The 13,521-nt window shown below is 74.2% G+C and carries 11 protein-coding genes; all 11 read left to right on the top strand.

The features are described 5' to 3' along the window. Positions 1-6 precede the first annotated feature (6 nt). The 11 genes from EV378_RS26170 to EV378_RS26220 all read left to right on the top strand — a co-directional run bounded on the left by EV378_RS26170 (position 7) and on the right by EV378_RS26220 (position 13,476). Positions 7-498, top strand: coding sequence for an NAD(P)H-dependent oxidoreductase subunit E (locus EV378_RS26170; RefSeq protein ID WP_132430055.1), 492 nt, complete (start codon positions 7-9; stop codon positions 496-498). Further along, the gene (locus EV378_RS26175; protein ID WP_132430056.1) at positions 495-2,075 is read left to right on the top strand and encodes a formate dehydrogenase beta subunit; all 1,581 of its coding nucleotides are present in this window, start codon (positions 495-497) and stop codon (positions 2,073-2,075) included. The genes EV378_RS26170 and EV378_RS26175 overlap by 4 nt, the downstream gene beginning before the upstream one ends. Beyond that, entirely contained in the window at positions 2,072-4,894 is a 2,823-nt protein-coding gene (gene fdhF / locus EV378_RS26180) for a formate dehydrogenase subunit alpha (protein ID WP_132430057.1), read from the top strand. The genes EV378_RS26175 and fdhF overlap by 4 nt, the downstream gene beginning before the upstream one ends. Continuing rightward, positions 4,891-5,103: a formate dehydrogenase subunit delta gene (locus tag EV378_RS26185; protein WP_132430058.1), complete on the top strand. Its 213-nt coding sequence runs from the start codon at positions 4,891-4,893 to the stop codon at positions 5,101-5,103. The genes fdhF and EV378_RS26185 overlap by 4 nt, the downstream gene beginning before the upstream one ends. After that, positions 5,100-5,756, top strand: a complete 657-nt coding sequence (locus EV378_RS26190; protein ID WP_132430059.1) for a histidine phosphatase family protein — start codon at positions 5,100-5,102, stop codon at positions 5,754-5,756. Before EV378_RS26185 ends, EV378_RS26190 begins: the two co-directional genes overlap by 4 nt. Then, positions 5,753-7,864: a chorismate-binding protein gene (locus tag EV378_RS26195; protein ID WP_132430060.1), complete on the top strand. Its 2,112-nt coding sequence runs from the start codon at positions 5,753-5,755 to the stop codon at positions 7,862-7,864. Before EV378_RS26190 ends, EV378_RS26195 begins: the two co-directional genes overlap by 4 nt. A 15-nt stretch (positions 7,865-7,879) precedes the next feature. Continuing rightward, positions 7,880-8,728: a bifunctional 5,10-methylenetetrahydrofolate dehydrogenase/5,10-methenyltetrahydrofolate cyclohydrolase gene (locus EV378_RS26200; protein WP_132430061.1), complete on the top strand. Its 849-nt coding sequence runs from the start codon at positions 7,880-7,882 to the stop codon at positions 8,726-8,728. Next, positions 8,725-10,185 (top strand): bifunctional folylpolyglutamate synthase/dihydrofolate synthase, encoded by a 1,461-nt coding sequence (locus EV378_RS26205; RefSeq protein WP_132430062.1) that lies wholly within the window; start codon positions 8,725-8,727, stop codon positions 10,183-10,185. Before EV378_RS26200 ends, EV378_RS26205 begins: the two co-directional genes overlap by 4 nt. Next, on the top strand, positions 10,182-11,156 hold the full coding sequence (locus EV378_RS26210) for a hypothetical protein (protein WP_132430063.1): 975 nt from the start codon (positions 10,182-10,184) through the stop codon (positions 11,154-11,156). Before EV378_RS26205 ends, EV378_RS26210 begins: the two co-directional genes overlap by 4 nt. A gap of 107 nt (positions 11,157-11,263) precedes the next feature. Continuing rightward, positions 11,264-11,947, top strand: coding sequence for a MerR family transcriptional regulator (locus EV378_RS26215; protein ID WP_132430064.1), 684 nt, complete (start codon positions 11,264-11,266; stop codon positions 11,945-11,947). 320 nt (positions 11,948-12,267) lie between these two features. Continuing rightward, entirely contained in the window at positions 12,268-13,476 is a 1,209-nt protein-coding gene (locus EV378_RS26220) for a uroporphyrinogen decarboxylase family protein (protein WP_132430065.1), read from the top strand. Positions 13,477-13,521: the final 45 nt, after the last annotated feature.

Here is a 13,521-nt window from a genome sequence, read left to right on the forward strand (position 1 = left end):
GCGAAGATGCCTGATCGACCCGATGCTGCTGCGTCGGAGTCCCGAGTTCGGGACCTGATCGACCGGCACCGCGACGCGCGTGGTCCGTTGCTGCCGATCCTGCACGAGGTGCAGCGGGAGTTCGGTCGCGTCGACGACACCGCGCTCGACGTGGTCGCCCGCGAGCTGAACCTGTCCCGGGCCGAGGTGCACGGGGTCGTGTCGTTCTACACCGACTTCCGTCGCGAACCGGCCGGGTCGACGGTGCTGCGGGTGTGCCGGGGCGAGGCGTGCCAGGCCGTGGGCGCCGAGGAGCTCTACGGCGCGGCCAGGGGCTGGGAGGACAGGTCCTCCGGCGACGCGGGCATCGCCCTCACCGTCGAGGAGGTGTTCTGCTTCGGCAACTGCGCGCTCGGGCCGACCGTCGAGATGGACGGGGTCCTGCACGGGCGCACCGACGTCGCGCGGCTCGACGACCTGCTCGCGGGCGCGGTGAGCACGAGGACGGGTGCGGCATGAGCGACACCGTCACGGTCTACGTGCCCCAGGACAGTGCGGCCCGCTCGGTCGGTGCCGACTCCGTCGCCGCCGGGCTGCTGGCAGCCGCGCGCCGCGGCGGGCGGGCGATCGACCTGGTCAGGACCGGGTCGCGAGGCATGCTCTGGCTCGAGCCGCTGGTCGAGGTGGCCACCCCGCACGGACGGGTCGGCTACGGCCCGGTCGCTCCGGGAGACGTCCCCGCGCTCGTCGACGCGGGGCTGTTCGACGGTGAGGGCGCATCCCTGGGACCGGTCGAGCGACTGCCCTGGATGCGCCGCCAGAACCGGTTGACCTTCGCCCGGGTGGGCGTTGTCGACCCGCTGGACCCGGCCGACTACACCGACCACGGCGGACTTCGCGGACTGCGACGCGCGCTCTCCCTCGCGCCGGAGGACGTCGTCGAGGAGATGGTCACCTCCGGCCTGCGGGGCCGGGGCGGCGCCGGATTCCCGGCCGGGATCAAGTGGCGGACCGTCGGCCAGGAGCAGGCGGCGGTCAAGTTCGTGTGCTGCAACGCCGACGAGGGCGACTCCGGGACGTTCGCGGACCGGATGGTGATGGAGGGGGACCCCTTCCAGCTGCTCGAGGGCATGACGATCGCCGCGTACGCCGTGGGGGCGTCCGAGGGCTTCGTCTACGTGCGCTCGGAGTACCCGGACGCCGTGGAGACGCTGCGGTCGGCGATCGGGATCGCTCGCGGGCAGGGCTGGCTCGGCCCGGACGTGCTGGGCAGCGGGTTCGCCTTCGACATCGAGGTGCGCGTCGGCGCGGGGGCCTACATCTGCGGCGAGGAGACCGCGATGCTGGAGAGCCTCGAGGGTCTGCGCGGGATGGTCAGGGCGAAGCCGCCGATCCCGGCCCTGAGCGGGCTGTTCGGCAAGCCGACCGTGGTGAACAACGTGCTGACGCTCTGCGCGGCCACCACGGTGCTCGGCGACGGAGCCGAGGCCTACGCGTCGTACGGCATGGGCCGCTCGCGCGGCACGCAGGTCTTCCAGCTCGGCGGGAACATCGCCCGCGGGGGCATCGTCGAGACCGCCTTCGGGATCACGCTCGGCGAGCTGGTCCAGGACTTCGGGGGCGGCACGCTGACCGGTCGTCCGGTGCGGTCGGTGCAGGTCGGCGGTCCGCTCGGCGCGTACCTGCCGGTCGACCGGTTCGACCTGCCGATGGACTACGAGGCGTTCGCCGAGGCGGGGGCCATGGTCGGGCACGGCGGCATCGTCGTGTTCGACGAGACCGTCGACATGGCACGTCAGGCCCGCTTCGCGATGGAGTTCTGCGCGGCGGAGTCCTGCGGGAAGTGCACCCCGTGCCGGCTCGGTTCCGTCCGCGGGGTCGAGACCATCGACAAGATCATCGAAGGGTCCGACGTCGACGACAACCTCGCGCTGCTCGACGACCTGTGCGAGCTGATGACCGACGGCTCGCTGTGCGCGATGGGCGGGATGACCCCGTTCCCGGTCCGCAGCGCCGTCCAGCACTTCGGGGAGGACTTCCTCGACCGGAGACGACCGGCCGACGAGTCGCCGACCAGGGAGGAGCACACGGCATGAGCCTGCTCAAGGAGACCGACTACGGAACCCCGGCCCGCTCCGGGGACGCGACGACCACCGTCGTGATCGACGGCGTGCCGGTGAGCGTGCCGCAGGGCACGTCGGTGATGCGCGCGGCGGTCGAGGCCGGCGTACCGGTCCCGAAGCTCTGCGCCAGTGACAATCTCGAGGCCTACGGGTCGTGCCGGCTGTGCGTGGTCGAGATCGACGGCAGGCGCGGCACGCCCGCGTCGTGCACCACGCCGGTGGAGGAGGGCATGCGGGTCACGACGCAGTCCGCCCGGCTGGCGAAGCTGCGCACCGGCGTGATGGAGCTCTACATCTCCGACCACCCGCTGGACTGCCTGACGTGTTCGGCGAACGGCGACTGCGAGCTGCAGGACATGGCCGGGACCGTCGGCCTGCGCCAGGTCCGCTACGACGAGCACGGCGCCAACCACGCCGACGCGCCGAAGGACACGTCGAACCCGTACTTCGACTTCGACGGGTCGAAGTGCATCTCGTGCGCACGGTGTGTGCGGGCCTGTGACGAGGTCCAGGGCACGCTGGCACTGACCCTCGACGGCCGCGGTTTCGACACGAAGATCACCGCGGGCGCGGGGGAGTCGTTCCTGGAGTCCGACTGCGTCTCCTGCGGTGCCTGCGTACAGGCCTGCCCGACGGCCACGCTTCAGGAGCGCAGCGTGGTCGACCTCGGCATGCCGAACCGCACGGTGCTGACCACGTGCGCCTACTGCGGTGTCGGCTGCTCGTTCAAGGCCGAGATGCGCGGCAACGAGGTCGTCCGGATGGTCCCGGCCAAGGACGGCGGCGCCAACGAGGGCCACTCCTGTGTGAAGGGACGGTTCGCGTTCGGCTACGCCAGCCACCCGGACCGCGTGCTGAACCCGCTGGTCCGCGAGCGGATCACCGACGAGTGGCGGGAGGTCTCCTGGGAGGAGGCGCTGGACTTCACCGCGCGGCGCCTGCGCGAGATCCAGGACGAGCACGGGGTCGGGTCGATCGGCGCCATCACGTCCTCGCGCTGCACCAACGAGGAGGTCTACGTCGTCCAGAAGATGGTGCGCTCGGTCTTCGGGAACAACAACGTCGACACCTGCGCGCGGGTCTGCCACTCGCCGACCGGGTACGGCCTCAAGCAGACGTTCGGCACCAGCGCTGGCACGCAGGACTTCCGGTCGGTCGCCGCGGCCGACGTGATCCTGCTGATCGGGGCGAACCCGACCGACGGTCACCCGGTGTTCGCGTCCCGGATGAAGCGCAGGCTGCGCGAGGGCGCGAAGCTGATCGTCCTCGACCCGCGCCGGATCGACCTCGTCCGGTCCCCGCACGTCGAGGCCGCCCACCACCTGCCGCTTGCCCCCGGCACGAACGTCGCGATGATCAACGCGTTCGCGCACGTCGTCGTGACCGAGGGGCTGGCCGACGAGGCGTTCGTGGCCGAGCGCTGCGAGGGCTGGTCGGAGTGGGCCGAGTTCATCGCGCGGCCGGAGAACGCGCCGGAGGCCGTCGAGGAGATCACCGGCGTGCCGGCCGACCAGGTACGTGAGGCCGCGCGGCTGTACGCCACCGCACCGAACGGGGCGATCTACTACGGGCTCGGCGTCACCGAGCACAGCCAGGGCTCGACCATGGTGATGGGGATGGCCAACCTGGCCATGGCCACCGGCAACATCGGTCGCGACGGCGTCGGGGTCAATCCGCTGCGCGGGCAGAACAACGTCCAGGGCTCGTGCGACATGGGCTCCTTCCCGCACGAGCTGCCCGGCTACCGGCACGTCTCCGACGACGCGGTCCGCTCGGTCTTCGAGTCGGTGTGGGGCGCCACGATCTCCCCGGAGCCGGGACTGCGGATCCCGAACATGTTCGACTCGGCGATCGACGGCTCGTTCCGCGCGCTGTTCGTGCAGGGCGAGGACATCGCCCAGTCCGACCCGAACACGGCCCACGTGCACGCCGCGCTGAGCGCGATGGACCTCGTGGTCGTCCAGGACCTGTTCCGCAACGAGACGGCGTCGTTCGCCCACGTGTTGCTGCCGGGGACGTCGTTCCTGGAGAAGGACGGGACGTTCACCAACGCCGAACGGCGGATCAACCGGGTCCGGCCGGTGATGCCGCCGCGGACCGGGATGCACGAGTGGGAGATCGTCGCCGCGATCGCGGAGCGGATGGGCCGTCCGATGTCCTACACCCACCCGCGCGAGATCATGGCGGAGATCGCGTCCACCACGCCGACGTTCGCCGGCGTCTCGTTCGAGAAGCTCGACGAGGTCGGCAGCGTGCAGTGGCCGTGCACGGACGCCGCACCGACCGGCACGCCGATCATGCACGAGGACGGGTTCGTGCGTGGCAAGGGCAGGTTCGTGCCCACCACCTACGTGCCGACCTCGGAACGCAGCACCCGCCGGTTCCCGCTGGTGCTCACCACCGGCCGCATCCTGTCCCAGTACAACGTGGGGGCCCAGACGCGCCGCACCGGCAACGTCGCATGGCACCCGGAGGACCTCCTCGAGATCCACCCGCACGACGCCGAGGAGCGGGGGATCGGCGAGGGCGACGAGGTGCGCCTGAGCAGCCGGGTCGGGGACACCACGCTGCGCGCGACGATCTCCGACCGGATGCCGGTCGGCGTGGTCTACACGACGTTCCACCACCCGACCACCGGGGCGAACGTGGTCACCACGGAGAACTCGGACTGGGCGACGAACTGCCCCGAGTACAAGGTCACCGCGGTCCAGGTCCAGCTGCGCACCGGCGGGGACGGAGTGCCCGCCCAGGAGCACCGGGCCGCCGAGCCGGTCCCGGTGGCCGGGACATGAGCGGTGGCCCCGCCCCCAGCGCCCGCCTCGCCAACGAGATCGCGGCGCAGTTCGCGGACCGGAACCCGGACACGGCGGCCCGGGAGATCGCCGATCACATGCGGACGTTCTGGGAGCCGCGGATGATCGAGGCGCTGCTGGCGGTCGCCGCGGACGGCCGGGCGGAGCTCGATCCGCTGGCGGTCCGGGCCGCCGGTCTGCTGCGGTGAACGCTCGCTGGGCGGGGCGCCGCGCCGGGGCCCGCCTGCATCTCGTCCGACACGGCCAGAGCACCTGGAACGCCGAGGGCCTGTTGCAGGGGCAGACCCTGCACGTGCCGCTGAGCCCGGACGGGGTGAAGCAGGCCCTCACGGTCGCCGAGGCACTGGAACGCGAACCGGTGGGCGAGGTCTGGACGAGCGATCAGTTGAGGTGTGTGCAGACCGCCGAGCTCGTCGCGGCCCGGCACCACCTGCGGGTCCGCCGCTCGGTGCTCCTGCGCGAGCAGTGCCACGGGATATGGGAGGGCACCCCGGTGGCCGGACGCGCCGCGGTGCTCGCCGCCGCCGATCCGGACTGGGCGCCGGCCGGTGGGGAGACCCCGCGGGAACTGCTCGGCAGGGCCGGGCGGTTCCTGGGCGCGTTGAACGCCGGCGCCCCGCACCGGGTCGCCGCGACCGGGCCGGACGTCGTCGTGGTCAGCCACGGCGAGACGATCCGCGCGTTGTTCGCCGCAGCGCTCGGGCTCGGCGTCGAACGGATGCCGACCCACATCCCGGTCAACGGCACCGTGCACACGATCTCTCCCGGACCCGTCCCGGCCGAGCCCGCGCCCCTCGACCACCGGACGGCGTCGCGGCCGGAAGCGGAGCGGATCACGTGACGGCGGTTCTCGGAACCGGCTCGGAGGCGAGCTCGCCAGGGGACGGGCGGTGGACGCGCCTGGTGGTCGAACCGTTGCCGGTCGCGCCGACGACCGGGGTGGCGGACCTCGTGCGGCGGCTGGCCCACCGCACGAGGGTCACCGCATGGTCAGGGCGGTGGTCACGGGGGTCCGTGGTCACGTGTGACCCGACCGAGGTCGTGCGCGGGCCGGCCGCGCACGTCGCGGGTGCGCTGGCCAGAGTCCCGGACGTGCGGCCCGACCCCGCACGTCCCGACGCCGTCGGTGGCGGCTGGTTCGGGTACCTGGCCTACCCCGGCGTCGACCCGGACATCGCCACGACCGCGTCGTCGTTCGGCTGGTACCCGGACGTGCTCCGGCACGACGGCCACCGCTGGTGGTACGAGGCACTGGTCGACGACCCGGGCGGCGCCGGCAGCGGACTCGACCGGGCCGGGGCCGCGCGGCGCCTCGCCGGGCTCGTCGCCGACCTCGCCGGGCCGGGCCGCACCGAGACCCCGCACGTGCGGCTGCGCTCTCTGCCCGACCGCGCCGCCTACCTGGGCGCGGTCGAGAAGTGCCAGCAAGCGATCCGGCGCGGTGAGGTGTACCAGGCCAACATCGCGGTCGGCATCGAGCTCGAGCTCTCCGGCTCACCGCACGCGGCGTGGGCGCGGCTGGTGGAGTCGCTCGCCCCGGCCAGGGCCGGACTGGTCGCGGACACCGTGGCGGCCGCCGTGTCCGCCAGCCCGGAGCTGTTCCTCCACCGCGACGGCCGCCGGGTACGCACCGAGCCGATCAAGGGAACGCGTCCGCGGACCGGGGCCGACACCGACCGGACGGAACGGTCGCGGCTGGCGGCGTCGCCGAAGGAGGCGGCGGAGAACGTGATGATCGTGGATCTGATGCGCAACGACCTGTCCCGGGCGTGCGCCACCGGCTCGGTGCGGGTCCCGCAGCTGCTCGAGGTGCAGCCGCACCCCGGCGTGTGGCATCTGGTGTCCACCGTGACCGGGGAGCTGTGCCCGGACGTCGACGACCCCGGGCTGCTCGCCGCGACGTTCCCGCCCGGCTCGGTCACCGGAGCGCCGAAGACCAGTGCGACCCGGCTGATCGACGCCCTGGAGGAGGACCCACGCGGGCTGTTCACCGGCGCGCTCGGTTACGCCGGCCCGCTGGCCGGGCTGGAACTGGCGGTCGCGATCCGCACCCTGCAGGTACGTCCGGACGGCAGCGCCCGGCTCGGGGTGGGCGCCGGTATCACCGCCGACTCCCGCCCGGCGGCCGAGTGGGCGGAGTGCCTGCACAAGGCGGCGCCGCTGCTGCGGTGCCTGGACGGCGAGCTGGACGTGGACGACCGGTCCGAGCCGGACGGGAGGAAGCGCGGCGGCCTGCTCGAGACGGTCGCCGTCGAGGACGGGAGCGCCCCGGCGCTGAGCGAGCACGTGTCCCGCCTGCGCCGCTCGTACGGCGACTGCTACGGCACCGAGCTGACGGCCGACATCGTGTCCGCGCTGCGCCGGGCGCTCGGCGGGCGTCCCGGGCCGCTCCTCGCCCGGGTGCACGCGGTGCCCGACGACCCGGCCCACGTGCGGATCACCGTGGCTCCGCGGGACCACGCCGTTCCCGGCGACGCCGTACTGCACGTCCGACGCGTGGACGACGCCCGCCGGGCGGGGTACGCCTACGCCGACCGGTCGGTGGAGGCCGAGATCGAGATCGGGCTGCCGCCCGCCGCCGACGCGCTCCTGGTGGACGCCGACGACCGGATCCTGGAGACGACCCGCGCCGGCGTCGTCGGCATTCTCGGTGCGACCCCGGTCCTGCCCCCGCTCGACGGCCGGGTGCGTCCGTGGATCGGCCGGCAGCGGCTCCTCGACGCGCTCGACGCGGCCGGCGTCGGCTACCGGATCGGGGAACTGGTCCTCGACGACCTCGTGGAGTGCGCGGCGCTGCTGCTCGTCGATGACGTCGGCGGGATCCGGAGGGTCGCCCGGGTGTGCGGCCTTCCGTACCGGCCCCGGCAGACCCGGACGGTGACCCGGGTGCTGCGTGCGTTCCGGGAGCTCGACGGCGGGCCGGCGAGGCCCGCGACGACACGACGATGAGAAGGGACGATCCGGATGGGCGCCGAGCCACTGGCCGGTACCGAACTCGCCCGCACGATCCGTGAGGAGGTCGCGGCCACCTGCGCGGCTCTCGCCGAGACGGGCGGCAGACCGCGGCTCGCCGTCGTCGTCGCGACCGACGACGACGCCAGCGCGTGGTACGTGCGGTCGATCAGCCGGGCGGCCGCCTCGGTCGGCATCGACTGCGAGATCCGCGACCTCGGAGCGGCGGCCTCGGCCGACCGCATCCACGAGGAGCTCCGCGCGCTCTCGGCGGCTCCCGACGTGCACGCGGTGATCCTGCAGACGCCCCTGCCCGACGGCGTGGACGTCGCGCGGGCGAGCGAGGCGATCGACCCCGCCAAGGACGTGGACGGCGCCAACCCCGTCAGCCTCGGCCGGTTGACCGTCGGGCTGCCGGCCTTCGCCCCGGCCACCGCGGAGGCGGTGGTCACGCTGCTCGACGCGTTCGGGATCGGCCTGGCCGGCCGTCACGTCGTCGTGGTGGGGCGGTCCCCGGTGGTCGGCAGGCCACTCGCGCAGCTGCTGCTGGCGCGGGACGCCACCGTGACCGTCTGCCACTCCCGCACCACCGAGCTGGCCGGACACACCCGTGCGGCCGACGTCGTGGTGGCTGCCGTCGGACGGGCGGGGCTGCTGACGTCGGAGCACGTCGTGCCCGGCACGGTCGTGGTCGACGTGGGCACGAACCCCACCGACGACGGCGGCCTGGTCGGCGACGTGGAGGCGAGCACGGTCGGGCCCGTCGTCACCGCACTCTCCCCGGTGCCCGGCGGGGTCGGACCGGTGACGACGGCGTTGCTGCTCCGCAACGTCGGCCGGGCGGCGGGGGAGCGGGAGTGAGCCAGGCGGCCCAGATCGGCGGAGGGATCGCCGCACCGGCCGGTTCGCCCCGCCCGGCGATCACCACGGCGGCCGACGTGGACCGGCTGTTCGCCGGGCTGGCGGTCCCCGCCGCGGCGGGCCGGCGGGCCGGCGGGCGTCGGGCCAGGGCCCTGTTCCGGCGGCTCGGCGATCCGCAGGAACAGTTCCGGTCCGTGCACGTGGCCGGCACCGCGGGCAAGGGGTCGGTCGTCGCGCTGCTGGCCGCCGTCCTGCGCGCGCACGGGCACCTCGTCGGGGCGCACCTGTCGCCCCACGTGTTCAGCGTCCTGGAACGCTTCCAGATCGACGGTGGCCCGGTGCGGCCGGAGCAGCTCGACGGCGTCGTCGACCCGGTGGCGGAGGCGGCCGTCCACCCTGACCAGCAGCGGATCGGCGGCGCGGGCTACGCGGAGCTGACGATGGCGACCGCGTTCGAGCTGTTCGCGCAGCGGGCCGTCGACTACGGGCTGGTGGAGGCCGGAATCGGCGGCAGGCACGACGCCACCAACGCGATCGCACGCCCGGACAAGCTGGCCGTGCTCACGTCCGTCGGGCTCGACCACACCGACGTGCTCGGAACGAGCCTGGCGGAGATCGCCGCGGACAAGGCGGACATCGTCGCGCCGGACGGTATCGCGGTCGCGAGCGGCGGCCGGGCCCCCGAGGTCGACGACGTCGTGGCCGCGACGGCGGCCCGCCGCCGCTGCCGCCTCGTGTGGAGCACCCCCGACCGGTCGGTCGAGCTGGCGCACCGCACCGCCGACGGCTGCTGGCGCGGGCTGTACAGGGGGGCGGCGGGACGCACGTGGCTGGCACCCCCCGTGCCCGGCCGCCACCAGCTGGACAACGCCCTGCTGGCCGTGCAGGTCGCCGAGCAGCTCGCGGCTCGCGACGGGTGGCGGCTGGACGCGGAGACAACGTCCGCCGCGATCGCGGAGGTCCGGCTGCCCGGGCGGTTCGACCGGCGGAGCTGGCACGGCTGCGAGGTCGTGCTGGACGGCGCGCACAACCCGGACAAGCTGTCCGCGCTGGCCGAGGCGGTGCGCGGACGGTACGGGAGTCGGCACGGCGGCGTCTGGGTGCTGGCGATGGCCGCGGACAAGGACGTCGACGCCGGCGTCGCCGCGCTCGCCGGTCAGGCGGCCGCGCTGGTCGCCACCGAGACCGTGCCTGCGGCCCACGGACCGTCCGGGGCGCGGGCGGTGCCCGCCTCGGCGATCGCCGGGGCGGCCATGGCCCACGGGGTGCCGCTGGTCGAGACGGTGCCCGACCCGCGACAGGCGCTGACCCGGGCGTGTGCGCTGGCCACCCCCGGCTGCCCGGTGGTCGTGACCGGCTCGTTCCGGCTGCTCGGCCAGGTCGCGCCCGAACCGGGCGACGCCGGTACCCGGCCGTCGCCGAGGCCGGTGGCCGCCGCCGCCGCGACACGGCGATGATCGCGCGCACGGCCCGCGCCCCGCTGGCGGGCGGGCGCGCGGTGGCGGTCCGGGCGCTGCCGGTGCTGTACGCCGTCGCGATGGTCGCGACCGCCGGCCTGCTGGGCGAGCCGTCCCTGCTGTTCCCCGAGGGCATCGCACTGGCACTCGGGGTCTGGGTCACGGCCCGCCCAGACTGGCTCGCGTCGCGCTGGCGGATCGCGGTGCTGCCCACCGCGTGCGCCGGACTCGGCGTGCTCGTGGGGCTGCTTCCGGGGCCGCGCTCACTGCTGGCGATCGTCGCGCTCGCGGCGGCGCTGGTGCTCCTGCTCCTGCTGCGCAGCCGTTTGTCGCCGGCACTGTCGGCTGCGGTCCTCCCCGTGTGGTTCGGCACCGGGGAGCTCGCCTACGTCGTCCTGGTCGCGGCGATGTGCACGCTGCTCGCGGTGACCGCTCCGCGTGCACCGGTTCCGGTGCGGCCCGTCAGGTGGCCGGCCCGCGTGCTCGCCGTGTTCGGCGTGTGCGCCTGCGGATGGTTGGCGCTGGTCCCCGTACTGGGGCTCCTCCCGCTCGCGGCCGCTCCGCCGCTGCTGGTCGCCTGCCTCGAGTTCGTGCAGGCCGGAGCGGCTCCCGGGCCGGGCGTGCGGCGATGGGCGCTGCTCAGCGTCGCGGGAGCCGCCGGTGTCGCCGCGGCCGTGCTGGTGCAGCCCGGTTGGGTGGCCGCCGCGGTGGCGCTGACCGTCGTGTCGGCGCTGATGTGGGCGTTCCGGGCACCGGTCCCGCCGGCGTTGGCGACCGTCCTCGTCCCGTTCGTCGCCGGCGTGTCCGACCCGCTCGCCGCCGCGCTGACGATCTCGCTCGGTGCCGCCGTACTGCTCGCGGCCGCCGCCGGCCTGCGGTGGGCCGTGGACCGGTACGGCCAGGGCGGCAGGCGGGCGGCAGCCCGGTCGAGCGACGAGAAATCTGACGTCAAGGATGGATCCTCGCCGTAGAGTGCGCCCCCCTCCGGCGGCTATGCTGGGTCGACGCACCGGAGGATGGGAGACGACGCGGCCTCGAGGTCGGGACCGGGGATCCGGACCGACCCGGGGTCCGGCCGATGACGATGGACGCGCGACGGGCACGGGAGTGCGGCTACATCGCGCCGGGCGAGGTCGCGGGGCTGCTCGGCGTGAGCCCGCGGACGGTGCACTTCTACGAGGAGATGGGCCTGGTCAGCCCGCGCCGCAGCAGTCGGGGAACCCGCTTCTACACCGAGGCCGACCTGCGCCGGCTCGAGGTGTGCGTCCGGCTCGCCTGCCTCGGCGTCCCGCTGCGGACCGTACGGGACCTGATCGAGGCGCGGGTCGGGGCGACCACCGGTGCGGAGTACGGCCGCGCGCTCTCCGACACGCTCGCCGAGATGCGGGCACGCTTCCGGGAGGACGTCCGCGCGCTCCGTGACCTGCTCGCCGCCCTGGAGGAGGTCGAGGGCCTGGTCCGGCGAGGGGCGGCGGGCCCGGGGGCCGCCGCCCGTCCCGGCGGGGTCCAGCTCTCGACCCGGATCTCGCTCGCCCTGATGGAACTGGTCTCGTCGACGCCCGCGGACGACCCGGACGCGGACGACCCGGCCGGGGGCGAGCCGTGCGCGGACGGGGCGCGCGGGACCGCGACGCGGGACGGGCACGTGGCTCGGACGGCCCCGGAAACCCCGCAGGCCGCCGATGCCGCCGATGTCGCCGATGCCGCCGAGGTCGAGGTCGAGGTCGCGGAGCCGTCACGGTCGGGCCGCTCGCTCCTCTGACCGCTCCGCGGCGTCCCCTCCGCTCCACGGCGTGCACGACCGGCTCGCGGTCGGTCCGCCGTCCGCCGTCCGCCGCCGGCCCGCCACGCCGTCCGCCCGGACCTGCGTCGGCCCGACGCCGGGGCTCGTCCACCACGGTGCCTGCATCAGGTGGGCATCGACAGGGCCCAAGGGTTGTGCGAATCTCACGTACACGTAAGGTGTATATGTGAGTGCGGTCACCGGAGTCCTCGCGTCGCCGGTGGCATCGATGACGGGACACCCCCGACGGCAGGAGGTCCGATGTCCGGAACGCTGATCGACGGCGCCGGAGCCATCACGTGAGCGCCCGGGAGCGGTTCCGCAGGCTGCTCGCCGGGAAGCCGGACGGAGAGATGCTCGTCGACATCGGCACCTCGACGGTGACCGGTGTGCGGGCGACCGGAGCGCCGGTGCTGGCCGGCCAGGTCGGTGTGGTGGGCCACCGGGTGCTCCAGACGGTCGCCCTCGCGGCCGACGACACGCGTGCCGCGGGCTCCGACTTCGCGAGGGTGGGGCCGTTGTTCCCGCCCCCGACCATCGTCGACGAGCAGTTCGTGGACCAGTTCGGCGTGACCTGGCTGTGGGCCGACGGCGAGCCAGCGCCACTGCACCACCCGCTCGAGACCGCCGACATCTTCGGGATCGCGGGTCACCCCCGGCCGGAGTGGCCCGCGGAGGTACAGCTGGCGACGGACGCGTCGGACCAGGTCGTCGTCGCCGACGCGCCGTGCTCCGGCCTGCTGGAGACGAGCTTCTCGCTGCGCAACAGCTGGCAGCTGCTCACCGACCTCACGGAGAACTGGCGGGAGGCGTCCGCGCTGCTGGACTGGGCGGCCGAGACGGTGGCCGCCGGGTACGAGCACTACCTCGCGGCCCTGCCCGAGCAGCCGGACATGATCGTCTACGGGGACGACTTCGGTTACCAGGCCAGCATGTTCCTCTCCGACGAGGACTTCCGGACGTTCGTCCGCCCTCGGCTGCGCACGCTGCTCTCCCGGATCCGACGGGCCACCTCGGCCGCGGTCTGCTTCCACAGCTGCGGCGCGATCCGCCCGATCCTGCCGGACCTGGCCGAGCTCGGCGTCGAGCTGCTCAACCTGCAGTACGACGCGCGCGGCATGGTGATCGACGAGGTCCGCCGTGAGATCGGCGACCGGGTGGTGTTGCACGGCTTCACCGACCTCGTCGCGCTCGGAAGGGCCGTGCAGGACGGCGACGCCCGCTCGATCGCGGTGCTGACCACCGAGCTCGCCGCGTCGGGGCCGGTCGTGGCGGCGCCGGTGGACAGCATGGCCGGTCTGGACGAGCTGCTGCTGGCGTCCCGCGCGTCGGCGTTCCTGCGCGCGATCGACGCCACGGACTGGGAGACGCTGCGCGCGGTCGGTCCGGTCGCGTCGGTGCTGCGGAACGCGCGCGAGCACGCCATGGCCGCCCCGCTGCCGGAGCTTGCCGGTACCCGGCCCGTGGTGACCCCCGTACCCGCCCACACGGTGCGTGCCGGTACCTGAGCCGCACGCACGGCAGGAGCACGGACGTACCCGCCCGCCGCCGAA

Source organism: Pseudonocardia endophytica (genome assembly GCF_004339565.1).
In the GTDB taxonomy this organism is placed as follows: domain Bacteria; phylum Actinomycetota; class Actinomycetes; order Mycobacteriales; family Pseudonocardiaceae; genus Pseudonocardia; species Pseudonocardia endophytica.

Excerpts from the sequence above, each read along its gene's own strand:
- EV378_RS26175 (WP_132430056.1), top strand. The coding sequence starts at position 495 with ATGAGCGACACCGTCACGGTCTACGTGCCCCAGGACAGTGCGGCCCGC.
- EV378_RS26215 (WP_132430064.1), top strand. The coding sequence starts at position 11,264 with ATGACGATGGACGCGCGACGGGCACGGGAGTGCGGCTACATCGCGCCG.
- EV378_RS26170 (WP_132430055.1), top strand. The coding sequence starts at position 7 with ATGCCTGATCGACCCGATGCTGCTGCGTCGGAGTCCCGAGTTCGGGAC.
- EV378_RS26210 (WP_132430063.1), top strand. The coding sequence starts at position 10,182 with ATGATCGCGCGCACGGCCCGCGCCCCGCTGGCGGGCGGGCGCGCGGTG.
- EV378_RS26200 (WP_132430061.1), top strand. The coding sequence starts at position 7,880 with ATGGGCGCCGAGCCACTGGCCGGTACCGAACTCGCCCGCACGATCCGT.
- EV378_RS26185 (WP_132430058.1), top strand. The coding sequence starts at position 4,891 with ATGAGCGGTGGCCCCGCCCCCAGCGCCCGCCTCGCCAACGAGATCGCG.
- fdhF (WP_132430057.1), top strand. The coding sequence starts at position 2,072 with ATGAGCCTGCTCAAGGAGACCGACTACGGAACCCCGGCCCGCTCCGGG.